Annotated in this window: 18 protein-coding genes; 3 read left to right on the top strand and 15 right to left on the bottom strand. The window is 46.0% G+C overall.

Translation table 11 applies throughout. The features are described from left to right. Nucleotides 1–44: 44 nt before the first annotated feature. The 3 genes from DLE54_RS02115 to dxs all read right to left on the bottom strand — a co-directional run bounded on the left by DLE54_RS02115 (nucleotide 45) and on the right by dxs (nucleotide 3,937). Complete coding sequence (locus DLE54_RS02115; protein ID WP_110816093.1) at nucleotides 45–692, bottom strand: hypothetical protein; 648 nt, start codon at nucleotides 690–692, stop codon at nucleotides 45–47. Between the two features lie 127 nt (nucleotides 693–819). Further along, a complete protein-coding gene (locus DLE54_RS02110) occupies nucleotides 820–1,650 on the bottom strand; it encodes an inositol monophosphatase family protein (protein WP_011959700.1) in 831 nt (276 codons plus the stop codon). 154 nt (nucleotides 1,651–1,804) lie between these two features. Beyond that, nucleotides 1,805–3,937, bottom strand: coding sequence for a 1-deoxy-D-xylulose-5-phosphate synthase (gene dxs / locus DLE54_RS02105; RefSeq protein ID WP_197708900.1), 2,133 nt, complete (start codon nucleotides 3,935–3,937; stop codon nucleotides 1,805–1,807). A 636-nt stretch (nucleotides 3,938–4,573) separates the two neighbouring features. Between dxs and ribA the strand changes: the two genes are divergently transcribed. The 3 genes from ribA (at nucleotide 4,574) to DLE54_RS02090 (ending at nucleotide 7,016) form a co-directional block, all read left to right on the top strand. Next, complete coding sequence (gene ribA / locus DLE54_RS02100) at nucleotides 4,574–5,260, top strand: GTP cyclohydrolase II (RefSeq protein WP_011959698.1); 687 nt, start codon at nucleotides 4,574–4,576, stop codon at nucleotides 5,258–5,260. Between the two features lie 60 nt (nucleotides 5,261–5,320). Next, nucleotides 5,321–6,319: an oxygen-dependent coproporphyrinogen oxidase gene (gene hemF / locus DLE54_RS02095; RefSeq protein WP_110816092.1), complete on the top strand. Its 999-nt coding sequence runs from the start codon at nucleotides 5,321–5,323 to the stop codon at nucleotides 6,317–6,319. A gap of 250 nt (nucleotides 6,320–6,569) precedes the next feature. Further along, nucleotides 6,570–7,016 (top strand): c-type cytochrome, encoded by a 447-nt coding sequence (locus tag DLE54_RS02090; RefSeq protein WP_110816091.1) that lies wholly within the window; start codon nucleotides 6,570–6,572, stop codon nucleotides 7,014–7,016. A gap of 103 nt (nucleotides 7,017–7,119) precedes the next feature. On the opposite strand, the gene DLE54_RS02085 is transcribed toward DLE54_RS02090, so the two are convergent. From DLE54_RS02085 to pilM, 12 genes are all read right to left on the bottom strand, one after another. Further along, nucleotides 7,120–8,067 (bottom strand): mechanosensitive ion channel family protein, encoded by a 948-nt coding sequence (locus DLE54_RS02085; RefSeq protein ID WP_011959695.1) that lies wholly within the window; start codon nucleotides 8,065–8,067, stop codon nucleotides 7,120–7,122. A gap of 212 nt (nucleotides 8,068–8,279) precedes the next feature. Beyond that, nucleotides 8,280–8,825 (bottom strand): lactoylglutathione lyase, encoded by a 546-nt coding sequence (gene gloA, locus DLE54_RS02080; RefSeq protein ID WP_110816090.1) that lies wholly within the window; start codon nucleotides 8,823–8,825, stop codon nucleotides 8,280–8,282. A 120-nt stretch (nucleotides 8,826–8,945) separates the two neighbouring features. Beyond that, nucleotides 8,946–9,593: a carbonic anhydrase gene (locus tag DLE54_RS02075; protein ID WP_011959693.1), complete on the bottom strand. Its 648-nt coding sequence runs from the start codon at nucleotides 9,591–9,593 to the stop codon at nucleotides 8,946–8,948. Between the two features lie 382 nt (nucleotides 9,594–9,975). Further along, on the bottom strand, nucleotides 9,976–11,394 hold the full coding sequence (locus tag DLE54_RS02070; protein ID WP_110816089.1) for a glutamate synthase subunit beta: 1,419 nt from the start codon (nucleotides 11,392–11,394) through the stop codon (nucleotides 9,976–9,978). A 216-nt stretch (nucleotides 11,395–11,610) separates the two neighbouring features. Continuing rightward, nucleotides 11,611–16,134, bottom strand: coding sequence for a glutamate synthase large subunit (gene gltB, locus DLE54_RS02065; RefSeq protein WP_227535421.1), 4,524 nt, complete (start codon nucleotides 16,132–16,134; stop codon nucleotides 11,611–11,613). Nucleotides 16,135–16,952: 818 nt separating this feature from the next. Then, on the bottom strand, nucleotides 16,953–18,002 hold the full coding sequence (locus tag DLE54_RS02060; RefSeq protein WP_110816088.1) for a hypothetical protein: 1,050 nt from the start codon (nucleotides 18,000–18,002) through the stop codon (nucleotides 16,953–16,955). 113 nt (nucleotides 18,003–18,115) lie between these two features. Beyond that, a complete protein-coding gene (gene aroB, locus DLE54_RS02055; protein ID WP_197708899.1) occupies nucleotides 18,116–19,198 on the bottom strand; it encodes a 3-dehydroquinate synthase in 1,083 nt (360 codons plus the stop codon). 110 nt (nucleotides 19,199–19,308) lie between these two features. Further along, nucleotides 19,309–19,851: a shikimate kinase gene (locus DLE54_RS02050; protein ID WP_011959688.1), complete on the bottom strand. Its 543-nt coding sequence runs from the start codon at nucleotides 19,849–19,851 to the stop codon at nucleotides 19,309–19,311. Nucleotides 19,852–20,122: 271 nt separating this feature from the next. Next, nucleotides 20,123–22,051, bottom strand: coding sequence for a type IV pilus secretin PilQ (locus tag DLE54_RS02045; protein ID WP_110816087.1), 1,929 nt, complete (start codon nucleotides 22,049–22,051; stop codon nucleotides 20,123–20,125). Nucleotides 22,052–22,118: 67 nt separating this feature from the next. Further along, the gene (locus DLE54_RS02040; protein WP_110816086.1) at nucleotides 22,119–23,528 is read right to left on the bottom strand and encodes a pilus assembly protein PilP; all 1,410 of its coding nucleotides are present in this window, start codon (nucleotides 23,526–23,528) and stop codon (nucleotides 22,119–22,121) included. A gap of 9 nt (nucleotides 23,529–23,537) precedes the next feature. Then, a complete protein-coding gene (locus DLE54_RS02035; RefSeq protein ID WP_110816085.1) occupies nucleotides 23,538–24,119 on the bottom strand; it encodes a PilN domain-containing protein in 582 nt (193 codons plus the stop codon). Beyond that, nucleotides 24,116–25,303: a type IV pilus assembly protein PilM gene (pilM, locus tag DLE54_RS02030; RefSeq protein WP_110816084.1), complete on the bottom strand. Its 1,188-nt coding sequence runs from the start codon at nucleotides 25,301–25,303 to the stop codon at nucleotides 24,116–24,118. Before pilM ends, DLE54_RS02035 begins: the two co-directional genes overlap by 4 nt. Nucleotides 25,304–25,840: the final 537 nt, after the last annotated feature.

The following is a 25,840-nucleotide window of genomic DNA, read 5'->3' as shown; positions in this document are numbered from 1 at the left end:
TTTTTTTGCTTATCTTAATTGCTTATCTTAATTGCTTATCTTTATTACTTACTTATAAAACGACTGCCTTCAGCTGGCTCAATTAACAACCTTACGCCCATCTCAGAGATTTCACAAACATATACTCCTTCTCCAACGACTCCTATGGCCCGTTGGTGGGTCTTTTGCAAAATATAATTAGAGAAAGCGTGATCTAATAACTCTGCCACTTTGGCCTTAGCTTCTGATGGTGAGAGCTCGGGATTTAACGCCAACACGGAAGCCGTCACTAACTGCGATAATTTAGCCCCCGATTTTTCTAACTGCTCATTGGAGGGCATGGTGTAAATTAACGCTTCTAGCACTCCAGACTCATTCACCTCGCCGGTAAGGCTTATGTGATGCGGATAATCTATTATAAAGGCATCACCTGAGTCTCCTTCTGCAACCTTGGTCACGGTCATAGCCGCAAATTCAGTATTGGCAAGTAACTCATTTAGCTTATTGCCATAATCTTCAGCTTTAATATCAAAGTTTGGCTTTTTAATCAACTTGGCAGCTTGGCCATGATTCGGGGTCTGAGTATGACCAATAGGGGCCACATCTTCTGTATTAGTTACAGCCGCTTTAGGTTCCGCCTTTTCCGACTCTGCATTACAGCCTGCGATTAAAATTAGGCAGGCAGTTAGGGCACTCAGCATTGGCTTTTTCATGGCTTATCCTAATTATCATATTTCATCTATTTAAATAGCTATCTTAACGTTATAAACCAAATTTATTGGTTTAAAAAAGCCCATAAATCATAATGATCTATGGGCTTTAATCAGACTAAATCTTGTCTTAACGAACCGCATCGCCCCAAGTCGGCACAACCATCTTCATTAATGGCTTTAACAGTTTAACGTTACAGGCAAAAATAGAGCCCGTTTCCATCGCTTTGTGAGCGCCATTATGATCCACTACCACGCCGCGCGCTTCGTTGACCAACAGTTCGCCGGCAGCGATATCCCAAGGCTTTAACTTCATTTCAAAGTAACCATCAAAGCGGCCAGCGGCTACATAAGCCAAATCTAGCGCTGCTGAGCCCAGACGGCGAACTTGCCCCCCTTCTTCAGCGATTTTTTGTAACGTAGCAAAATGCTCTTTGGCATAAGAGACCACTTGATCACCGCGTTGACGCTCAAGCGGGTGGCCTGTCGTGAATAAGCCGCCTTCGATGGTTTTGCGCTGGCTGACTTGCAGACGGCGCTGATTTAGACGAGCACCTTTACCACGGCTGGCTGAGAACATCTCATCACGGATAGGATCATAGATAACGCCATGTTCAGTAACGCCGTTATGCTGCACTGCGATAGAAATACAAAAATGAGGAACGCCATGTACGAAATTGTGCGTACCATCTAGTGGGTCGATAATCCAGCACCATTCAGAGTCGCTACCTTGGCCCTCTTGTAAGCCAAACTCTTCTCCCAAAAACGAATGATTGGGATAGTTGTATTTTAAAGTTTCGATAGTCAATTCTTCACTAAATCGGTCAATCTTAGTGACAAGACCTTCAAGGCCTTTAGACTCGGTATCGAATTCAATTTTGTGGCGGTTTTGATGCGCTTTTAATAGCTCAGCACCGACTTTTTCAGCAGCGCGGGCTGCTATTACGACCATTGGTTCCATAATTTTCCTATTTGCTCGACTAAAGCGGTTAAAAACTCAGCTGAAATACTCAGTTGAGTGGTGTTGATTTAAGAAGGAGAAAAAACAGCGGGGCCAAGCGTGGCCCATATTTTGTGATTGAGGTTAAAACCTATTTTTAAGCAGGTCATACCGCTTATTTTACCGCAAGTAGCGCCTGCAGGTGAGCAGTAACGCCAGCCACATCTAAGCCACATTCGGCCAATTGTTGTTCATGGCTACCATGCGGGATAAACTCATCAGCAATACCAATATTTTTTATACGCACGCCTTGCTGAATGCATGTGGTGTGATTGAGTAAATACTCATTAACCGCACTGCCGGCGCCGCCCATGACTGCATGCTCTTCTAAAGTTACCATATGAGTATAGCCTTGCGCCAACAGCTCATCTAACAGCTGGGTGTCCAGTGGCTTAACCCAGCGCATATTTACCACGCTCACAGTAATGGCGCCAAGCTCGGTGGCAGCAATTAAGTTTTGCGCCGCCGCTTCAGCGGTAGTGACCATGGGTCCAAAGGCCAGTAGCGCAATCTTTACTTCAGACTGAGCGCTTGAGTCTGAATGATAAGTCGACTCAATCACCCCTTTACCGACCTCATAGCACTGAGCAGGTTTAACAATAGTGGCACCAGGGCCGGTACCACGAGGGTAACGTACCGCACTTGGGCCTTGATACTCATAGCATGTGTTGAGTAATTGGTAGCACTCATGTTCATCTTTTGGGGTGGCAACGATTAAGTTTGGCACGCAGCGCATATAAGCTAAATCAAACACGCCTGCATGGGTCGCCCCATCTTCCCCGACCAAGCCTGCCCGGTCAATCCCAAAAGTGACATCTAGATTTTGTAAGGCCACATCATGAATCAGCTGATCATAACCACGCTGCAAAAAAGTGGAATAAATCGCGACCACAGGCTTAACGTCTAAAGTGGCCATACCCGCTGCCAAAGTCACGGCATGCTGCTCAGCAATCGCCACATCAAAAAACTGCTTAGGATAACGCTGTGCAAACTCCGTCATACCAGAGCCGGACTCCATAGCCGGTGTAATGGCAATCAGCTTTGGGTCTACTGCCGCTTTATCGCATAAAAAGTCGCCGAAAACATCAGAGTATTTTTTCTTAGCCAGCTGAGTTGGGGCGCTTTGGACAGATGCTTGTTTTTCGAAGTTGGCTTGAGCGTCGGCAGCTTTGGGCTCTAGTTTTTCGGGCAATTTGCTAATAGCATGGTATTTTACCGGATCGCCTTCAGCGGGGATAAAGCCTTTACCTTTAGTGGTATAGACATGGACCAGTACCGGCCCTGAGACATTTTTGGCACGCTCAAGCACCCTTAGTAATTCAGGTAAGTCATGACCATCAAAGGGGCCAAAATAGGTAAAGCCAATGGCTTTAAATAAGTTATCAGCCACTTGAGGAATATCGCGTATGGCGCTGTGACGTGCTCGGCGATCAGCCAAAGGCATCTCAGGACGATGCGTCAGCTTAGGCTTGCCACCTGCGGTAATATCTACCTGATAGCCTGATTCCCAAAGCATGGCCAAGTGGCGCGAAAAGCCCCCAATTGAGCAAGAGATCGACATGTCATTGTCGTTGAGAACCACCAATAAATCAGCGTCTTGTTGTACTGCATCATTTAAAGCTTCAAAAGCCATACCACCGGTCATGGCGCCATCACCAATCACACAAGCGACTTTGGCATCTGACTTGAGGTGACGCAGCGCTAAGCTCATGCCTAAGCCTGCTGAAATCGAGGTAGAAGAATGGCCTACCCCAAAGGTATCATATTCAGACTCTTGACGCTCAGGAAAAGCAGTCAGACCTTGCTTGGCACGAATAGTGGCCAAACGATCTCTACGACCAGTCAACACTTTATGGGCATAGGCCTGATGACCGACGTCCCAGACCAGCTTATCTTTTGGGGTATCTAATAGGTAATGCAAAGCGATGGTTAATTCAATCACCCCCAAGTTTGCACCAAAATGTCCGCCGCTTTGACCGGCAGAATATAGCAAGTATTCACGTAACTCATCTGCTAAAACAAGCAACTGAGCCTGAGATAAGGGTTTTAAATCAGCAGGAGACTCTATACTATCTAATAAAGGGGTCGTAGGACGTGTTGTAGGAATTGCACTAAATAGGCGCATGGCTGCCGGCTTTTTTGCCACAGCATCCGAAATGGCCATATCAACACTGTTATCTTCAGAGGTTGAGTCCATTTGTTGCGAGGGCGCAGGCTTGGGCGTAGTGGAGTTAGAATATTGCTGCATAGACCTTACAAAACCTACTAATCTTAGTATAGACGCTGTCTATCGAATTGAGATAACTCAACTCAATATTAAAATTGCTTATGCTGGGATATAAAAGTACCACAACCTTAAGCGGAGCATCAGTGTGAGTGAATATGGGTATAAAATAATTATCTGTCTTTTGACACATGTGCACCATTTTGGCGTACATTGATAAGATATCAGACCTATGCATCTTCTGCACAGATTAAAACCCGTTCCAGTAGTCATTATTGCGGCAGTCTGTATTTTAAGACTTGATATTTAGGCATCTGCCGTCATTTACTTCCCTATGATAAGTTATAATGGTATAGCGACACCATACCGTCTTAATCAAAAGAATAATTATAGTGGACCAGCGACTAACCGCTTGGTAGGTCTCTTGTAAGCCAGCCAAGCTTCACTGACGCCAACACTGTATCGGGATTAAGAGTATGGCATAATAGCATTTTTTTTCATTTAGCGCTTTATTCATCGGACTGGCTGTGTGAATTTTCTATGTTTTTAATCGCAGTTTGTTTGACAATGCAGGGTGATTAAGCCCTAAAGCGCTTGGTTTGCCTTGATATATCAACCTAACTCACTCCTCCTTCACGAATATGACTCTTTAGGTCTGTAATGTCTCAACTACCTTCAACAAACGAAACTCACTCTCCTTATAAATTCATCAGTAAAGCCCGTCTCCCAACGGCGCATGGTCAATTTGATATCCACGTGTTTGAGAATGCAGAAGGCCAAGAGCATGTTATGCTCACTTGCGGCTTGCCGACTGATAACACTGATGATGTAGCCAATAAAGAGAAACTGCCACCTTTGGTACGTATCCATTCTGAGTGCCTAACTGGTGATGCTTTTTCCTCTTTAAAATGCGACTGCGGTCCCCAGCTAAATGCAACGATGCAGGCCATACAACAAGAAGGATGTGGCGCTATTTTGTATTTGCGTCAAGAGGGGCGCGGTATTGGACTAACCAATAAAATCCGAGCTTATGCACTACAAGATCAAGGTCACGATACACTCGATGCCAACCTGTTGCTTGGCCTACCCGCTGATGCCAGAACGTATGAAATGTGTAAGCCCATGCTCGATCATGTGGGCATCAGCAAGCTGCGTCTTATGACCAACAATCCAGATAAACTCAGCTATCTAGAAGACTTAGGCTTTGAGGTGGTGGAGCGTATTCCGCTGGTAGTGGGACTTAATCCTTTTAATGTGGATTATTTGGCCACCAAGCGTGAGCGCATGGGTCATCATTTGAACAATGACATCTCCTCTTTAGTATTTAAGCCCATCTCGGAGCAATAATACTTCAGTTACTATTTTTGCGAGCGATATAAATCTACCCCTGACTTAATGGAGCATGGTATGAGCTTAACCAACACTGGCATCAATAATGCCGCCCCAATTGTTGATAATCCTGATAGCCCCACTGCCAAGGACATTCAGCGTGTACGTGATTTTTTGATTCAGTTACAAGCCAATATCTGCCAAGCTCTAGAACAACAAGAAATCGACGGCGGTGGTTCAGCGACTTTTGTGCCCGATGATTGGCAACGCCCTGAGGGCGGTGGTGGTCGCTCTTGCGTTATGGCCGATGGGGCGGTTATCGAAAAAGCGGGGGTTATGTTTAGCCACATTCATATCAGCAATCTGCCTGCCACCGCCACTGCTCGCCATCCTGACATTGCTGGCCGTAAAGCTCAGGCCATGGGCGTGTCACTTGTGGTGCATCCGCGCAACCCAAATGTGCCTACCAGCCATGCTAATGTGCGCTTGTTTGTGGCTGAAAAAGAAGGCGAAGATCCGATTTGGTGGTTTGGTGGCGGCTTTGATTTAACCCCTTTTTATCCTGTCCTAGAGGACTGTGTGTATTGGCATCACGTATGCCATGAGCTGTGTGCGCCTTTTGGTGAAGAGATTTATCCTGAATTTAAAAAATGGTGTGACGATTATTTTTATCTGCGCCACCGCAATGAGCAGCGCGGCGTGGGTGGTCTGTTCTATGATGACGTCAATACCCAAAGCCGCGGCTGGGATTTTGAGACTTGCTTTAAATTTATGCAAGCGGTCGGCCAAGGTTATCTAGATGGCATAATTCCTATTTTTGAAAAGCGCAAACAATTGCCATACACCGAGCAGCAACGAGAGTTTCAGCTGTATCGCCGTGGCCGCTACGTAGAGTACAACTTGGTTTATGATCGGGGTACTTTATTCGGCTTGCAAAGTAATGGACGCATTGAGTCAATTTTGGTCAGCTTACCACCGCTGACTGGCTGGCAGTATCGTTATGAGCCAGAGGCTGGCACCCCTGAATATGAGCTTACAGATTTTTATCTAAAACCGCGTGATTGGCTGGCCCTATAGACTGTGCGCTGGCGTAAATAGCTAACAAAGATATCTGCGCCTGATAAATAAGCCTACCGTGCCTTGTTAACAATATATCCACATTTGACTTGAGCAATTTAAAAATTCTTTGCTAGTATTAGTCCTATGCAATCTACTTGATACCCCATGACTTTTGAACCGCGCATTTTTAGGTATTGCTTACAAGCATTTTAAAAAGAAATATAAGTAGGGAGCTTTACGTTAAAACAACAACAGCAAGGAGACAGCCATGCCGATTAAATCTTTAATGCTAGCCACTTTATTGCCCTTAAGCTTAGCCCTATCCGCTTGTAACTCAGGCGGCGTAAGCTCAGATGTGAGCGCACGTCAAGACACCATGAAAAACTGGAAAGATACCAAAGACTCAATGGAGAGCATGATCAAATCTCCGCAAAGCTTTGATGCTGCTAAGTTTAAAGAAGATACCCAGTTTTTGGCGGATGATGCCTTGACCCCTTGGCAACATTTCCAAGACAAAGCGGCAGTGGGTGGCGCCAACACGACTGTTTGGTCGAACCCAGAAGGCTTTACAGCCGCAGCAGAAAAATTCAAACAAGCCGCAACCAACCTAAACACTGTGGCGCAAAGTGCGACCACAGCAGATCAAGTTCAGCCCGCCTTTAATGAATTAGGCGAAAGCTGCAAGTCTTGTCACCAAGAGTTCAAAGCCAAGTAAGCTGCCCTTTTATTGCAGCAAGATTGTGCCTAAAAAGCGCCTGTAACCAAATAATGAGCGCCGCCCCATAAGTTAGGTCTAACGTATGGGGCGGCGCTCAAATTCACTTACGGCTGCTTTTATGAGCGCAGCTTTGTGACACCTGCTGGGCGCTTACCATGTTGTCTATTAAAGCTTGGGCTGAGGCATCACTAAAATCCAAGGTGCGAATCGGAAAAGGTATACTGACCCCAGCCGCATCCAAATGTGATTTTGTCTGTACAATCACTTCATGAATAGAGGCCACCTTATTGGCCTGTGTCCCATCATCGATATACCAGCGCACCTTCAAGTCAATGCTTGAGCCACTAAATTCAGTCGCCACCACCGAAGGCTCAGCCAACTTAGAGACGGTCTCAGACTGCTTTAATGCCTCTAGTATCGCCGCTTTCGCCTCATTAATATCATCTTGATAACTAATGCCGACCGTCAGCTCTAACCGGCGACGCTTATACGCCGTATTCACTGTTAATGCACTGGTATACAGCTGAGAATTGGGGATGACCACTTGTCGCCCATCATAGGTGCGAATGGTGGTCGCACGTACCTTAATGTCTTCAACCGTCCCTTCATAGTCTCCTGAGACAATCTGATCTCCGATACGAAACGGCTCAGACAGCAGCAATAAAATACCGGACAACAGATTTTGGAAGATGTCCTTGAAGGCAAAACCGATGGCCACCGAACCAATGCCCAGCGCACCGACCAATTTGGCAGGTGTGAACCCAGGGATGGCAATGACCATGGCCACCATCACTCCCACGAAGATAATGAGTGCGCCACCAATACGCTGAAAAACCCTGATCAAGTTACGGTGGGTGTGCGTCTTTAATAATAGCTTAGTGACAAGCTTTTTGAACAGTATCGACAGCAGCCAAAACAGCAGCAGCACCGATAAGGCCACAATAAAATAAGGCAGCCGTACGATAAAGTCATTCACCATTTGATTGGCAGCAGATGCTATGGTCTGGTATTCGTTAATCTTATCGCTGACACTATCAAGCTGTGGCATAGTACTCCTATTGGGCAATTTAAGCGGCTTTCTTCAATTCTAACGCTTTTTTGAGGCAGTTTTTAGGGCTGTTTTTTATTAGTCGGTTAATTTTGAGTTAAAAAAACCGGTTCTACTGTTAGCAAAACCGGCGTTAATACCTCTTAGTGACTTTTATAAAACGTGTTAAGTTTATAACGCTTTAGAGGCACAGTATTCACTTGTACAATCTATTAACCCATAAGATCAGCCTGTACCACTTCAATCCAGTAACCATCAACATCTTTGATAAACACCACGTTCTTCATTTTCCCCTCTTCTGGGCGTTTTTTGAACTCTACGTTGTTTTTATCAAACCACTCTACGGCGGCAGTTAAGTCAGGGACGCTAAAGCAAATGTGACCAAAACCTTGTGGCTCAGTATTGCCGTCATGATAAATACGTCCTGGCTGGGTCTCGGTGCCATAGTTATGGGTCAACTCTAAAATACCACGTTGACGGAAAGTATAAATCGCTAATTCTTCGTTTTCTGGCAAATTGGCGCGCTCGTCATCGGTTAATTTGGCCAAAAAGTACAAATCAAATGCCATTTCTGGGAATTTTTTTACCGTCAAAAGCGTCATACCCAGCACACCGGTATAAAATTCAAGCGACGCTTTGGGGTCTTTAACCCGTAGCATGGTGTGGTTAAAAGTATAACCTGTGGTTGCCGCAGCAATCGGCTGTACGCCATCTACCACAACGGAGCCTTTGGGTTGGTCAACATAATTAACAGACATTATTACATCCTTTATATCAAATACATCACTGATAAAAACAGTATCTAGTACCACGACCACCTAGCCTAAAAGGCATCTGAATCAAGCCGGTTACCCTATACTGTTTATCGGGGCAAAAACTTACATGGGCAAAAATTCAACTTCACCGGTATCTAAGTTGTATTCGGCACCCACAATGAGCAGCTCACCGGTACGGTTCATGTCTTCAAGTAGGCGTGAGGCATGCTTTAATTGACTCACAGACATACGCACATTGGCACTGATTGAGCTATCAATAAGTTTTTGTTTATCTACCTCACCACCTTTGGCCGTAGCCAACTCATGTAGGTTATAGACACTGGGGCGAATACGATCAACGATAGATTGCAAGTTGGTGGTATAGTTTTGCTCTGGGTTCATCAAAGCATCCACGCAAGCGGTCACCGCGCCGCAATTTGAATGGCCAAGTACCACAACCAAACGGGTATCAAACTTCTCAACAGCAAATTCGATAGAGCCAATTTGGGAAGGTGCGACCACATTACCAGCAACACGAATAACAAACAAGTCACCAAGGCCTTGGTCAAATACAATTTCAACCGGCACACGGGCATCTGAGCAGCCAAGAATAATGGCAAAAGGATCTTGCTCTGAGATCAGCTCATGACGCGTGGCGACCGCATTTCCAGGGTTATTTAAGCTTTTGACATAGCGGTCATTACCAACTTTTAACCACTGCAGGGCTTCCTCGCCAGTTTTTGGTCTCTCTCCTGAGTTTCTTGATGGCATAATTATAATCTCATTATAGTTTAAGGTATTAAAAAGGTGCCGTAGCTGACGACATCTGCGCTAATTTTAGCATAGGCACTGGGCATTCTTAGCCCTTAATCTGCTCAGCTTTACAGACACTGCACAATTTCTTTTTAAGCGAAACGGCTTTATTAAGCTACTCTTTATGCTGTCTGTTTGCTGACTTATCTGCTGTTTTTTATCCTATTATTGAGTTTATTTGGCCGGTGCGTTATAGGTAAGCCCTACTCGCAGTTAATCCATAACGTCATAGCTAGAGTTAGCGTTAAAGTTAGCTCATAATCGCCAGACAGCATAAAGCCCTAACAAGTAGGGCTTTATTGATAAACAGCTTAAGAGTGAGCTTAGCGCCTTTGCTGGATTACACTTCTAGATAATCCAAGATGCCTTTGGCCGCTTCACGACCTTCCCAAATGGCAGTGACCACTAGGTCCGAGCCTCGCACCATATCACCGCCAGCAAAAATCTTAGGGTTGCTGGTCTGAAACTTAAAGGCTTGCTCTTCAGGCGCCAAAACGCGCCCTGAGTTATCAATCTTAACTGCGCTTTGCTCAAACCAGTCAGCAGGACTTGGGCGGAAGCCAAAGGCCATAATAACCGCATCACATTCAATAATCTCTTCTGAATTGGGAATGGGCTCAGGACGCTGACGACCTCGGTTATCTGGTTTGCCCAGCTGAGTGGTCACCACTTTCACACCGGTCACTTGACCATTTAGCCCCACAATCTGAGTCGGCTGACGGTTAAATAAAAACTCAACCCCCTCCTCTTTGGCATTTTTTACTTCACGTAGCGAGCCTGGCATGTTGGCTTCATCTCGGCGATAGGCACAGACCACACGCTCAGCACCTTGACGGATGGCAGTACGGTTACAATCCATGGCGGTATCGCCGCCGCCTAACACCACAACCTTTTTGTCTTTTAGGTTGATGTACTGGCTTGGATCTTGTTCCCACTCATTGCAGCGATTGACGTTGGCAATTAAGTAATCTAGGGCATCATACACCCCAAATAGCTCTTCGCCTGGATAACCGCCACGCATATAAGTATACGTGCCCATGCCCATGAACACGGCATCGTAGTCTTCTAACAGCTCATCAATGGTCACATCTGTACCAATTTCGGTATTTAAGCGAAACTCAATACCCATGCCTTCAAATACTGTGCGGCGATTGCGCATCACCTGTTTTTCCATCTTAAATTCAGGAATACCAAAGGTTAATAAACCGCCAATTTCAGGGCGTTTATCAAACACAACAGGCTTCACACCCGCGCGCACCAAAATATCGGCACAGCCTAGACCAGCAGGACCGGCACCAATAATGGCCACCTTTTTATCCGTCCACTGCACATCACTCATATCTGGGCGCCAACCTAGGGCGAAGGCCGTATCGTTGATGTATTTTTCGACATTACCAATGGTCACAGCGCCAAAGCCATCATTTAAAGTACAAGCGCCTTCACATAATCTATCTTGGGGGCACACACGGCCACACACTTCAGGTAAAGTGTTGGTGCGGTGACAAAGCTCAGCCGCTTGGAAAATCTGACCTTCAGTGGCAAGCTTTAACCAGTTAGGAATGTAGTTATGTACCGGACACTTCCACTCACAATAAGGGTTACCGCACTCTAAGCAGCGGTGGGCTTGCTGCGCCGCCTCAGTCGCCTCAAAGGGACTATAAATCTCCACAAATTCGGTAGAGCGGGTGACGATGTCTTTTTTCTCAGGCTCACGACGGGGCACGTCCAAAAACTGAAAATTGTTATTAATACGCTTCATTAGGGTTTTGTCTCCTTAAGTTGGTATTACATTTAGGACAATTATGGCCAAATAAAGGCTGCTGTTAATCATCTACTAAACGCAAAACCTGCCGCACGAGGGGGTGGCTACCCTCAGTTGGACAAAATATACAGGGTAAAAGTCAAGCAATTATCGGTTAAACGCTGTGGCCTTAATCTATCAAGGCCACAGCTTATGGCTTCGCTTAGCGCTGCCTTATTGTGGATCTGCGGTGGTGCTATGCAGCAATGATGCCATATTAGCGGCTTTTGGTTTCACCAAGAATACTTTGCGCACATAATGCTCAAAGTCAGCCAAAATCTGACGGCCCCAAGCACTGCCTGTCTTCTCCACATGGGTTTCAATAATCTGTTTTAGATAAATGCGGTGCTCTTCAGTCTGCTCGCTTGAGATACGATGCAAGTCAATAAGCTCATGATTACAACGATCAAAGAAGCTGTTATCTAAATCGAGTACAAAGGCAAAACCACCGGTCATACCTGCCCCGAAGTTAAGCCCGGTTTTACCCAGTACCGTGACAACACCACCTGTCATATATTCACAGCAGTGATCACCCACGCCCTCGATAACGGCGTGTGCGCCTGAGTTACGTACCGCAAAGCGCTCACCCGCTGTCCCTGAAGCATATAGCTTACCACCGGTGGCACCATACAAACAGGTGTTACCGATAATGGCGGTTTCTTGTGAGGCAAACGTTGAGCCTTTGGGCGGATAAATAACAATCTCACCGCCTGCCATGCCTTTGCCCACATAGTCATTGGCATCGCCTTCAAGCTCAATATTAAGCCCACCTGCGTTCCACACGCCCAAGCTTTGACCCGCGGTACCCGCCAAGTGCAGCTTGATGGGGCTATCTGACATGCCTAAATTACCCCACACCTGAGCAATTTCACCTGAGATACGTGCCCCAATTGAGCGGTCACAGTTGCCCACTTGATAGCTGTAAGTACCGCCATGACCTTGGCGAATGGCCAAAATCATATCATCGACCATTTTTTCAGCCAATAAGCCTTTATCAAAGGGCTCATTGCGCTCAACTTGGCAAGTATGTGGTTTGCCCTCTGCGGCAGGATGAGTGCGCAGTAGTGGCGATAAATCTAGGTTACGCTGCTGATCGGTAGTGCCCTCTAACAGCTCTAATAAATCTGTACGGCCTACCAACTCTTCCATAGTACGTACGCCTAAGAAGGCCAGCCATTCACGGGTCTCGGTGGCGACAAACTTAAAGAAGTTAATCAGCATTTCAGCTTCACCGATGAAGTGCTCATCACGCAGACGTGCTTGCTGAGTGGCAACCCCTGTCGGACAGTTGTTTAGATGGCAGATACGTAGGTATTTACAGCCCACCGCAATCATAGGCGTGGTACCAAAGCCGAAGCTTTCTGCCCCCAGAATAGCCGCTTTGACCACATCAAGACCTGTCTTTAAGCCCCCATCGGTTTGCATCCGTACTTTGTCACGCAGACCATTAACACGCAAAGACTGATGCGCTTCGGCCAAGCCAAGCTCCCACGGTGAGCCGGCATGGTGAATAGAGGACAAAGGTGATGCTGCTGTACCGCCGTCATACCCTGAGACGGTAATCAAGTCTGCATACGCTTTTGCCACACCAGTGGCGATGGTGCCTACGCCTGGGCGCGATACCAATTTGACCGACACTAAGGCTTCTGGGTTGACTTGCTTTAAGTCAAAAATAAGCTGTGCCAAATCTTCAATAGAGTAAATATCATGATGTGGTGGGGGTGAAATCAAAGTCACACCCGGCACTGAATAGCGTAGACGAGCGATTAACGAGTTGACCTTACCCCCTGGCAACTGCCCGCCTTCGCCAGGTTTTGCACCCTGAGCCACTTTAATCTGCATCACTTGTGCTGAGCGCAGATAAGCTGGGGTTACCCCAAAGCGACCTGATGCAATCTGTTTGATTTTTGAGTTACGCATGGTGCCATAACGCACAGGGTCTTCACCGCCCTCACCGGAGTTGGAACGGCCGCCGATGGTATTCATCGCCATCGCAATTGCTTCGTGCGCTTCAGGGGATAATGCCCCTAATGACATACCCGCTGAATCAAAGCGTGGCAAGATTGCCTCGATACCCTCAACTTCATCCACGCTAATGGGATTGTCTGATTTAAGGGCTAACAAATCGCGCAAGGTGGCCACAGGGCGCATATTCACCAAGTTGGCGTATTCACGGTAATTCTCATAATCGCCAGTGCGTACCGCTTTGTGTAAGGTGTTAATCACATCTGGGTTAAATGCGTGATACTCTTTATTAAACACAAACTTGAGCATACCACCTTGGTCTAGCGGGGTGCGGCGACTAAAGGCATTTTTGGCCAATAATGCTTGGTCTTTGGTCAAGTCTTCAAAAGTGGCGCCTTTAATACGGCTTTGTACCCCTTTAAAGCACATCTCAACGATCTCTTCTGATAAGCCAACGGCTTCAAATAGTTGCGCGCCGCGATAAGAGACAATGGTTGAGATACCCATTTTAGATAAGATTTTAAGCAGCCCTTTATCCAAGCCTTTGCGGAAATTGGCACGTGCTTGCAGCGGATCGCCCAACAATTCACCTGACGCCACTAAATCTGAGATGACATCGTAGGCCAAGTACGGATACACACACGTGGCACCAAAGCCGATCAAGACTGCCACTTGATGTGAGTCACGTGCCACGCCCGTTTCTACAATTAAGTTGGCATCGGTACGCAGACCTTTTTCGATTAGGTAATGATGCACAGCACCAGTGACCAAAATAGCGTTGGCGGGCAATTTACCTTTCTCAATGCCTTTGTCTGATAAGATAATTAAGGTCTTTTTGGCTAAAACCGCCTGCTCAACTTGTTCACAAATTTGCTTAATTGCCACCTCTAAGCTTAACGACTCATCATAGTTGATGTCGATACGCTGACTTAAAAAGGCAGGGTCCTCCAAGGCTTCAATTTGCTGCATTTTGCTCGGTGACAGCACGGGTGAGGCCAGAATAATACGGTGCGCATCACGAGGGGTTGGGTTAAAGATGTTGGTCTCTGCACCCAAACAGGTTTGCAATGACATCACGATAGACTCACGCAAGGGGTCAATCGGGGGATTGGTGACCTGAGCGAACTGCTGGCGGAAGAAGTCGGCTACGTTACGTACCTGCTTAGACAGCACCGCAACAGGGGTATCGTCTCCCATTGAACCCACCGGCTCTTGGCCATTTTCGGCATTGGGACGGATAATCTCAGTGCGCTCTTCATTAGTAATGTTGAACATTTTTTGTAGCGCTTTTAGCGGCTCACCGAGTACACCCTGTTCAAGCAGCTTCTCTTCTATCTGCTCATTATCACGGATGCGGGTGGCTTCTTCACGCAGCCATTTGCGATAAGGGTGCGCTTTTTTTAGGCGATTGCTGATAACTTGATCGTCTAATACTTCACCATTTAAGGTATCGATAACCAGCATTTGGCCAGGCCCAACACGGCCTTTGGCAATCACGTCATTAGGATCATAATCCCAAACCCCAATCTCTGAGGCAACCGTAATGTAGCCATTTTTGGTGGTGACCCAGCGTGACGGGCGCAAACCATTGCGGTCAAGCATACACACCGCATAGCGACCATCTTGGATCACCAGACCTGCCGGTCCATCCCAAGGCTCCATATGCTGCGAGTAGAACTCATAAAAGGCACGCAAGTCCATGTCCATGCTGTCCACGTTCTGCCAAGCGGGTGGCACCAAAATAGACATCGCATGGAACAAGGTCATACCCCCTGAAATAAGCACCTCAAGCATGTTATCAAGGCTTGAGGAGTCAGAGCCGGTACGGTTCACTAACGGGTGTAGCTGAGTAATCTCTGGCAGCTTTGGCGTTTCAAGTTTTGGCGTACGTGCCACAGACCAGTTACGGTTAGCAGTAATGGTATTTAGCTCACCGTTGTGTGCCAAATAACGAAACGGCTGAGCCAATGGCCAACGCGGTAAGGTATTGGTTGAGAAGCGCTGATGGAACACCACAATATGCGAGTGCAGGCGGCTGTCTTGCAAGTCACTATAAAAGGCAGGCAAGTCAGAGGGCATAACAAGGCCCTTATAAATGACTGTCTGGCAATTTAATGAGGTCACATAAAACAGCTCATCATCGGTCAGTGCAAGCTCAGCTTTTTTGCGGGCGACATACAGCTTGCGGTTAAAATCCTCAACGCTTAAATCACTAGGAGCATTCACAAAAATCTGTTTAAACTGCGGCAAAGATTCACGGCCGATCTCACCCACAATGGATAAATCCACAGGCACATCACGCCAGCCGGCAACCGTTAAGCCTTGCGCTGCCACTTCTTTGTCCAATACTTGTTGACTGTGTGCAGCAAGCTTTTCATCTAGATTTAAAAACACCATACCGACAGCGAAGTTTTCATCGAGCTCAAGGCCAAGCTCTGAGGCCACGGTATGGAAGAAGTCAACTGGTTTGGCCAATAATAAGCCACACCCATCGCCTGTTTTACCATCAGCGGCTACACCACCACGGTGGGTCATACAGCTTAAGCTATGAATGGCAGTTTTTACTAAATGGTGGCTGGGTTTGCCTTCGATGTGAGCAACTAGGCCAAAGCCGCAGTTATCGGTGAAATCGTCAGGAGAAGCAAGATAGGTGGGGGTGTCTATAGCGGGGGGTTGTGTGTGGTTCTGAGTGTGGTCTAAGGTTACAGGATTGGCTATAAAATTCTGGGTCATGGCGTGTCCTTTATTTATGTGATGCCAGTTACGCACCACTAAATGAATATTCGAGATAGACACAACTGTCAGGATGGATAGCACAGCTGTGTTAGGAAATGGGCCAAAAAATAGAGAGTAGCAATAATTAACTCACTGTTTATCTATATCTTAATGACTATAACGCTTTGTGGATTCTTATTTAACCAATAATATATTGGCAAAACAGTCACTCCAAACCTAGATGAATACGATGAAATTAGGATAATAGGCAACACTTCATCACACCCACAAGGCAGTTATCGACCATCGCAAAAACGTTAAAAATAATGGTCTATACCGAGCCTAGCAATCGCTTTATATAGATAAAAATAGTAATACTCACTATCATTAAAATAAATACCTACGATAACCTAGCTAAACGTCGTATAACCCATATTAGAGAAACATAACTATAAAATCCAGTGAAATTTATGGATTGAATTATATTTTTCTTCACATCTTATTTGTAGCCAAACCTTTATTAAGCAATAACTTTTTATTATAAGCACCATTAGAAAAACTTTGGTTAGCTGTCTTATTATGTGCCTGTACTGTCTAATCAATTAGACAAGTCACAACCTTATCGCCTTATCAATAAAGCTTAGCCACGCACTATAACGCTGTTTTTAGCTGCCTTGTTATGCGCCAAGATTATGGGGTGATTTAATAACTTCTTTGTTAACTGCCTAAGCTTTATTGATAAAAACCAGATAAAAACCAGATAAAAACCAGACAAAAAAAAGGTACTCTATGATTTCAAGAGTACCTTAGATAATGGCTATGTCATCGCCAAAAAACTATTCAGTTTTTTCATCGATGAGCTGCTTAATACTGTCATTACCAGATTTTTGAGTGTTTTTACTGGCCTCGGCAGGCTTAGTAGGTTCTGGCTTTGGTTTTTCTGCTTTTGGTTTTTCAGCCTCTTCTTTGGGTTTGGCATTGTTTTTTGGTGGAGTCGGCTCAACGCTTGGCTGAATATTACCCTCTGATGGGCTGACGACTTTGCGCTCTTCTTGTACCGATAGCGTGTCGTTGGTATTATTCGAGGTTTTAATGTCACTGCTTGGGCGAGCACTGCTGTTATTAGTGCCGCTGCTGTCGCTGCTTTGACTTTGTGCTTGGCTGCTATTATTGCTCGATTGTGGCTCACTAACGATGCGGCGACGTGGCGCAATTTCGCTGCGAGTAGCTTGTAGCTTAACCTGACGGGCACGGTTGCGAGATAGGTCTTTAATAGGCGCCGACAGCTCATAGTTTTCAATGACCGTTAAGTACCCAGAGATCTCTTCGGGGATTACTTGGACGTTAGCCGGTAAATCAAAATCAACGCTACTGGCCGCATTAACAGCCAGTTGTTCACTTGGCATCACATCATAGGTAAGCAGATAACGCGGCTGATTGTTTGAATCACGATAGCGGAAATAGGCGAATTTTTGACGGTCTTTGCGTGAATTAAGGTAGTCGGTGATAATCTCGTGCTCAGACACATCCATCACCTGAACGGTCCATTTACCCTTAAATTTCTTTAAATACTTGGCATCTTTAAACTCAGGCGGATAATCACGTAAATCTCGCACTAAAGCATCAAATGAGATAGGTTTGACATCGACATTCAATTCATTAAGCTTATCGATATGAGTTACTTGATCAATTTTTGAGGCGATTGCTTCAGGAGGCACCTCGGTTTCGGCCTTTTTTTCATCATCAAAAACAGGCGCGGCACTGAACATCCATAAAGCTAGGGCGGCTGCACTGACTAATAAAGCCGTAATCAACCACACGCTAGCCACAAGCCGCTTTTTGGTTTTTTGAGGCATATTAGAAGGTGAGCTTTTTGTGATTGCCATAGAGCAAATCCAGTCAATAAAGAGATATTGAAATAGTTAATTAAACTTAAATCATATGAATCAAACGCACACTATTATACTGTGTGAGTCCTTGTGCTGTCATTAACTGCTGTTTAATTAGGTACGCAGCTTGCAAGCACCTCTTCAAGCAGCTTAGGCTCAAAGTCAGCAGTAACGACGGCATCACCCACTGATTTTAACAAAATCAGCCTAACTTGTCCTGACTTAACTTTTTTATCGTGCTGCATTAAGTCAAGGGCAATTTGGGTATCTATGCTAGGCGGCTGTGTGGGCAGCTTGGCCGATATCAACACCGTACAGATACGCTGCAGCTGCGCCTCACTTATCCAGCCCATCTTATGCGACAGCTGAGCGGCCTGCACCATTCCGGCAGCCACTGCCTCGCCGTGCAGCCACTGACCATAGCCCTCATGGGTCTCAATCACATGACCGAAGGTATGACCAAAGTTTAGCAGCGCCCGCTTACCCGCTTCGCGCTCATCTTGTGCCACGATATCGGCCTTGTACTGACAACAGCGCGCCACCGCTTCTGCCAATGCCACTTTATCAAGCCCCATTAAAGCGGCCATATTGTCCTCTAACCAATCTAAAAACGTCTCGTCCATAATCAGCGCATATTTGATCACCTCAGCCATACCCGCTGACAACTCACGCTGGGGCAAGGTGGTCAAGGTATGCATATCAGCCAGCACCATTTGTGGCTGCCAAAAGGCGCCAATCATGTTTTTACCCTTTGGATGATTAATGCCTGTTTTACCGCCCACACTAGAATCCACTTGAGACAATAAGGTGGTTGGGATTTGGATAAAATTCACCCCGCGCATAAAGCTTGCCGCAGCAAAGCCGGTCATATCGCCAATCACCCCACCGCCTAAGGCCACCAAGGTCACGTCACGGCTGCAGTGGTTGTCCATCAAGGCGTCATAAATGGTATCAATATACTGCTGAGTCTTGTATTGCTCACCGTCTGGTAGCACCACACTCATTACCTCAAAGTCCTCTTCTAGCCCCGCAACCAAGTCTGCTAGATACAGCTTTTCAACTGTGGTGTTGGTGACTATCATCACTTGTTTGCCCTTGATATAAGGCGCAATTTCTTTGGCCATATCACACTGACTGGTGATAATGATGGGATAATCATGGCTTTGGGTGTGGACGACTAAATTTGCTTTCATAAGACTCTCAACATCCATTTTAGGCTTAATATCAATACGCTGGGCAATCAATACGCTTACTAACTAAAAGACAGACTCGCTTATCGCTTTTCCGCTAAGGGTTTATAGACTTAGGATTTCATGTGCTCAGGATAATGCTGCTTTAACGCTTCTATGATTTTTTTGAGCATATAGCGTGGGTAGCCATCGCCGGTCTCCACCACGATATCTGCCACTTCGCGGTATAACGGGTCACGCACATCGAACAAAGACTGCAGCACCGCTCGAGGATTGGGGGTATTTAATAAAGGACGCGACTTATCTTTGGCGGTTCTTTTAAGCTGTACATCCACATTGGCGCGCAAATAAATGGTAATGCCTTGCTTGGTTAGATTGTCTCTATTTTGTGGCTGCATCACTACCCCGCCACCTGTCGCCAATACCACATTGGGCAAAGCTGTCAGCTCAGCAATAGCACGTGCTTCACGCTCTCGAAACCCCGTCTCACCCTCTTTTTCGAAGATCCACGGAATATCGGCGCCTGTCTGCTCACAAATATAGTGATCACTGTCTATAAAATCTCGGCCCAAATGTTTTGCCAACAGCTTACCAACCGTAGTTTTCCCCGCTCCCATAGGGCCTACAATAAATAATGACGGCAGTGTCGATTGCATTATTATCTCTCACATAAATTCACGGATTATACAGGCATTTATGGGTTTAGTCCCAGTTAGCTGTATCCGTTTTAAAAAGTATTATTGCTGTTAATAATAGCAACTCGCCCAAGCCTTGACCACACTTTAAAGCTGCACCGCTACGCTTTGCCCACACAGCCAAAAGCCTTACTGCTTTAACACAGCCAGTTTTATTAAGCTCTTTTATGTTCCTTTATGCTCCTTTATGTTTATGGCGGCCGGTCGATACTAAATCGATACTACATTGATATTAGGGCAGCTGCATCAGCTTAGGGGTGACAAAGATAAGCAGCTCTTGTTGGTCATTACGGCGCAAGTCTTGTTTAAATAAGCGGCCTATATAAGGCAAGTCACCAAAAAAAGGCACCTTTTGGGTATTATTAAAAATCTGATTGCGATAAATACCGCCCAGTACCAGAGTTTGGCCATCACCGACAGTTACTCTGGTGCTTAATCGGTCTGTATCTATCAATATCACCCCATTGCCGACGGGATTGGGCCGACCATTTTCGATATTTAATTGTAATGATATTTTGTCTTCTGGCGTGATACTAGGCGTGACCTGTAGGCTCAATAAGGCCTCCTCAAACTGAGTGGTGGTACCACCGCCTTCTGACTCACTTTGATAAGGGATTTTGGTTCCAGAAGATACAGTGGCCGTTTGTTTGTCCAAAGTCAGTATCTTAGGGGTAGAGATAAGTTCGCCACGGCCTTCAGCCTGCATCGCCGATAATTCCAAATCAATCATCAAATCTGACATGCTAAGTAGACCAAATGCAATACGTCCGGCCGGATTGCTAATCCCTAAGTCGACATTAAGATTGTCTGGGCGAGTAATAGCGTATCCCGCTCGACTTTTATTACGGCCTTTATAAGCAGTATTTGGAGCACTAAAGCTTTTTAAATCAGCCAAAGTTTGATCACTTGCGCCCACTAACAGATCATCATTGTGCGCCACTCCTTTTGATAACAACCCCCATTTAACCCCCATCTCTTTGCTAAAGTTGTCGGTGGCACTAACCATTCTGACCTCAATCATTACCTGACGCACTGGGATATCTATCTGCTTAATCAAAGCGTGAATATTGGACAGGCTATCAGCGGTATCTTTGATAATTAAAGTATTGGTACGCGCATCTACTGCAATCACCCCTCGGCTCGATAGCAAGCGGCTACTGACAGGCAAGTTCAAGCGTGTTACTACAGCAGGTAAAGCTGAGGGTGCATTGGCGACAGCCGTTGAAGCCGGTAGATGTTGCATGGCCACAGGGGTAGGGGTAGGGCTGCCACTGGCTTTAATAATCAAGACTTGTAGGTCTGCTGCCTTGGCATAATTAAGCCGAATATACTCACTGCGCAGTGGCATCAGTGCTTGAGACTGCTGCTCAATGGCTAACTGCTGGGCCCGCTGTTTGGCCATCTGTGCCAGTGGCGCAACCAAAATTACATTACCTTGGGTTTGTTTGCCCAGCTGCTGACTGGTAAGGATAATATCTAACGCCTGATCCCAAGGCACATTGACCAAATTGAGCATTAAGCTGCCTGTTACTTGATCAGTGGCGACAATATTGGTATCGGTAAATTGAGATAACAGATGCAGCACGCTGCGCACCTCAACCTGTTGAAAGTCCACCGAAATGGGTTTGCCGCTATATATTTTTGGGGTGACAGTATTTTGTTGAATTGCTCTGACCGGCTGAATCTGGATTTTAATGAGATTATCTAATTGATAGCTTTGATACTCAAAATCTTTGGATACCGTGAAGATAAGCCAAGTGTCTTTACCGCGCTGCTCGGCCTCAATACGTTGCAATAACCCAGTGAGCTTCTGCCCAAGTACAGGCATTGACCCGTGTGCTGATGAGGCTGTCACCCCTTTTAAGCGCACTAGTAATGTATTGCCTTGGCGCTTAATCTCAATCTGGGTGTCCGCATTATCTAATGCAATCTGCAGCATCTCTTGATTTTCAGACAGGCGCTGATAGTCAATCTGATAAGGCGCGGCAAAAGAGTTGAACGCTTTAGCAGTGACAGTATCTGGCTGCTCTTGCATATTGATGAGTGCAGAAGTTGCCGCTGGTACTTGGCTGCTAAGACTGGTAGTCACCGCCAGTGTGAGCGCTTGCATTGCCCTAAATTTGAGTCGTAGCTGATAAACCTCAGGCCTAAAAAACATCATGTGCTGTTCCTAATAAAGGGCATAATAAAAAGTGACGCTCAAAGCAAGATTGTGCTTTTGTATCTAGCTAAAAGGGGGCGATTAGACTGACTCTGCGCTTAGTTTTACCGGTCTCTGGGATGAGCACCGTTTCTACCAAGTTAAGATGAGTGGGCGTAATCTCTACCACTCGGCCCTGATGCAGTCCCAGATAATCACCTATTTTTACAGCAGTAATCACCCCATCTGGCCGCTGCACCAGACCTTGTGTGGTGGCAGCTCCCCACCCCATCATCCCGCGATAGGTCAGCTGAGATAGCCCATAATATTCCATCGCTTGGCGTATGCGGCCGCTGCCTTCTCCTGACCACACAGCTGGCGGGATAACTGCATTGGTCAGGTTATCTGCCTTATTTACGTCAAGGTTAGCTGCCGGCTTGCCAGCCTGTACTACCGTCACATCTGGCACAGCGCTGTGTTTAACTAATATGGACTTAAATCCAAAAGGATCACGGTTAGATGCTGTCTGATAGGCAGTGGAGGGCAAAGAATTTGTCTGGGTTTTATCGGTATGCGACCTATTTGTACGAGTTGTCTTAGGATTATCTGAGTCTGACAGGCTATTTAAAGCTAAATTGCCAAGCTTAGCTTGAGTCTCAGCGCTCAAAACATAAGCGTTAGCTTGTAGCCTCAAAGACAACTGCGGCTGTAAGGTGCTACCGGTCTTTAATCGTGTTAATTCAAAATCATGTACCACTATCAGCTTAGGTAGCAACGCTAAATCCGCCAAAAAACCTCCTAACTGCTGATATTCGGCCACGGCTAAGAGGGTCATAGGCTGCTCAATAAACAGCTTTTCGGCAGTGGCTGCTGTCCTAACCTGTGGGGAGATATCCTTATTAGAGCTGGAATTGGCAGCATTTACTGTGTCTGCTGGCATCAGCTGATCCGAGCGGTTATCAGAGTCTTTGTGAGCCACCGACTGCGTAGGCAAGGCTAAGTTTTTGAACACGATATGATTGCTGCGACCCGCTTCAGTGATTTGTTGTAGTAGCGTTGAGGGCGCTGCGCCACTTGCCATCTGACGCTCAGCAAATGATGGCTCTACAGCCTCACCTGTTAAACTCTGTGGTTGTGAATTATCGGAGCTATCAAGCAGACCAAGGCGCTGTATCTGCTCAATAAAGCCTTGCTGTAAGGCTTGGATCTGGGCATCATTGTCAGGTAACTGTTTAAGTTTAAGCTGCTTTTCATTGGCGGCGGCCAATAAAACCTGGTGTTGATTTTGCGCCGCCTCAATACGAGCCAACTGCTGACGAATCGGTAGCATATAGCTGATCACAGCCATACTCAGTGTGATAAGCAGAATAATAAAAACTTTAACGAACCTCGGCCAGCTACCATAGTTTTGGGTATCTAGGCTTTGCATTTGATAAATAAGTGGCCAAATGCGCCCTTTAACCTGCCCTGTTTTTTTGACGCGAGCAGCTAGGCTCATAATGCTTCCTTACTTAGTAGACGGACGGTGCTGGCTGCTAATCACAAAATCCATGTTCGCAGCGGGCAATATCTTGATGGTCTCATCTTCTTTAATGGCATCCGCGCCGGCCACCTGAATATGCTGCACTTGTACCTGATGCAGCCAAGTGCTGCGCTCTAAAGCCGCCATCAGATCAGTAACTTGCTGGGCTGTGCTGGCTTTTCCAGTAACGCTCAATAAATTGCCTTGTCTTTTGATACCAGTCAGATATAAGCCTTCAGGTACTGCTTTTGCTATGTCACGCCAGAGCATAGATAATGCCAAGCGCTGACTTTGTCGTTGATTGAGCAGCTCTATCTGAGCGCGTATGGTGTGTTGGTGTTGCTGTAACACCTCACTGCTGGCAATCTGCGCCTCTAACTGAGCATTGCTGAGCACCAGTTGACTATTAAGATGCTGCTGCTTGGCATGTGCTTGATAAAAATGTCCCCACACCAAAATACAGCAGACCACCGCTGCTAAAATGCTTATGACCACCATCTGTCTAAAGCGCTTGTTATGGTGAGCACGCCGCTTGGCACGCCATGACAATAAATTAATATGGCTCACAGATATGCCTGATTTTGCATCTGACAACGCAGTGCCAGACCACAAGCACTCATTAGCCTAGGCGCCTCGGCATATAACTCATCCCTATCGACTTGATCAGACACTTTCATTTGTCCAAATGGATTGGCCACACTGACCTCACAGCTTAGCTGGTCTTTTAGCATCGCCTCGATATCAGGCAAAAGTGCACTACCGCCGCACAGCATAATATGCTCAGTGACGACTGCCGGTGCTAAAGCAGCATAAGCGTCAAAAGCTTGGGTGATATGCTCCGCTAAATCAGCGACAAACTGCGTATAAACCTTGGTCAAATCTGCATGCTTGTGAGAATGCTTGTGCCGACCACTGCCCTGCTGCTGATGGCAAGTGATGTATGCCGCTAAATCGTGCTTTATTATCACAGCCTGCGACAAGTCTATACCCTGCTGATTGGCAATGGCCTGAGTCAATTGAGCGCCGCCAAACAGCTGCTGGGACTGATAGACCAATTGTCCTGATTGGTGACTATAAAAAGTGGTGCGGCTCTCGCCAATATCAATAAGCGCCACGGTCTGTGGCGTATTAGCTGGCGCCAAGTTGTTATGTGTCAAGTTGTTATGTGTCAAGTTGTTAGGCGTGAAGTTTTTTGGCTTATGAACAGATAAATTATCCCAAGCCAATTGAAAAGCGCATATCTGGGCGTGTGACTCCAAATCAACGACCTTGGGCTGTAACTGTGCAAAGGTAACGCTATCCGTTTGCTGCTCAACGTGCTCTAAGCGCGCAGCAACCAAAAGTACCTGCTGCATACTGTCATCAGTATCAGCCGGACCTTGAATCTGAAAATCTAGGCAGACTTGTGATAAAGGATAGGGAATGTGCTGATCGGCATCGATATGAATTTGCGCTTCTATCTCATCTTCTGTCAGCTCCGCAGGCATTTCAATTATTTTGGTCAGTGCCAAGCTAGTAGGCAAAGCTATGGCAGCTTGTTTGGATTGACTGCCTATGCGCTGCACCAGATGCGCAATATGGTCACCCATCTGTTCACAGTCTACGATTTGATTGTCTATGACCTCACCTGGTGGTAACGTCTTAATGGCATAGCCTAACAGCTGAGTGTGACCTTTATGATGGCAAATTTCGACCAAAGTTACCGCCGTATTGCTGATTGCCACACCCAGCCAAGCCTGAGGCTTTGCCATAAAAAACCCTAATCGCAAACTGCCTCTCCTTATCGCGCATAGCCTTCTTGGGCTATTAACCCTAATTATTTAAAAGTACTTTGTCAATTTATTTTTAATTTAAATTAACTAAATATTTTAGATTTTTATCAAAATTAGGGCGCAAAACCAGCTATCAAAAAGGCACACCCCCTCCTATGCTTATTGCGCTGTATGTTAACAACGTGCCGACAATGGCTACTTTCAATTTAGGCTACACTATTGGGCAAAAATACGCCTCAGCTTTGACCCCTTAATCTCAGCACTGCCATTTAAAGGGCGTGGTATTTATAGCCAAAATACGTCTACAGCCGCTGGTAGAAGCGAGCCGGACTCTGTGTTTTAATGTTAGGTCTATAAGATATCGCTCATTTACTTTATAATTTGCTTTATAATTGTAGCCATAAGCGTAGTCATAAGCTTGCAATTTGCGCCTACTGCCCATTTGATAAACTGATAAATAATCAGTGATATCAATAGGTAAGCTTAATTTTGCGGGGTCTTCTATGTCTAATATTT

This window comes from Psychrobacter sp. YP14, from assembly GCF_003209315.1.
GTDB classification, from domain to species: Bacteria; Pseudomonadota; Gammaproteobacteria; order Pseudomonadales; family Moraxellaceae; genus Psychrobacter; species Psychrobacter raelei.
The sequence above is the reverse complement of the archived record's forward strand: the minus strand, read 5'-3'. Positions and strand labels throughout refer to the sequence as shown.

Bases quoted from the DNA above. Each gene is read 5' to 3' on its own strand.
- DLE54_RS02115 (WP_110816093.1), bottom strand. From the start codon at position 692: ATGAAAAAGCCAATGCTGAGTGCCCTAACTGCCTGCCTAATTTTAATC.
- DLE54_RS02110 (WP_011959700.1), bottom strand. From the start codon at position 1,650: ATGGAACCAATGGTCGTAATAGCAGCCCGCGCTGCTGAAAAAGTCGGT.
- dxs (WP_197708900.1), bottom strand. From the start codon at position 3,937: ATGCAGCAATATTCTAACTCCACTACGCCCAAGCCTGCGCCCTCGCAA.
- ribA (WP_011959698.1), top strand. From the start codon at position 4,574: ATGTCTCAACTACCTTCAACAAACGAAACTCACTCTCCTTATAAATTC.
- hemF (WP_110816092.1), top strand. From the start codon at position 5,321: ATGAGCTTAACCAACACTGGCATCAATAATGCCGCCCCAATTGTTGAT.
- DLE54_RS02090 (WP_110816091.1), top strand. From the start codon at position 6,570: ATGCCGATTAAATCTTTAATGCTAGCCACTTTATTGCCCTTAAGCTTA.
- DLE54_RS02085 (WP_011959695.1), bottom strand. From the start codon at position 8,067: ATGCCACAGCTTGATAGTGTCAGCGATAAGATTAACGAATACCAGACC.
- gloA (WP_110816090.1), bottom strand. From the start codon at position 8,825: ATGTCTGTTAATTATGTTGACCAACCCAAAGGCTCCGTTGTGGTAGAT.
- DLE54_RS02075 (WP_011959693.1), bottom strand. From the start codon at position 9,593: ATGCCATCAAGAAACTCAGGAGAGAGACCAAAAACTGGCGAGGAAGCC.
- DLE54_RS02070 (WP_110816089.1), bottom strand. From the start codon at position 11,394: ATGAAGCGTATTAATAACAATTTTCAGTTTTTGGACGTGCCCCGTCGT.
- gltB (WP_227535421.1), bottom strand. From the start codon at position 16,134: ATGACCCAGAATTTTATAGCCAATCCTGTAACCTTAGACCACACTCAG.
- DLE54_RS02060 (WP_110816088.1), bottom strand. From the start codon at position 18,002: ATGGCAATCACAAAAAGCTCACCTTCTAATATGCCTCAAAAAACCAAA.
- aroB (WP_197708899.1), bottom strand. From the start codon at position 19,198: ATGAAAGCAAATTTAGTCGTCCACACCCAAAGCCATGATTATCCCATC.
- DLE54_RS02050 (WP_011959688.1), bottom strand. From the start codon at position 19,851: ATGCAATCGACACTGCCGTCATTATTTATTGTAGGCCCTATGGGAGCG.
- DLE54_RS02045 (WP_110816087.1), bottom strand. From the start codon at position 22,051: ATGATGTTTTTTAGGCCTGAGGTTTATCAGCTACGACTCAAATTTAGG.
- DLE54_RS02040 (WP_110816086.1), bottom strand. From the start codon at position 23,528: ATGAGCCTAGCTGCTCGCGTCAAAAAAACAGGGCAGGTTAAAGGGCGC.
- pilM (WP_110816084.1), bottom strand. From the start codon at position 25,303: ATGGCAAAGCCTCAGGCTTGGCTGGGTGTGGCAATCAGCAATACGGCG.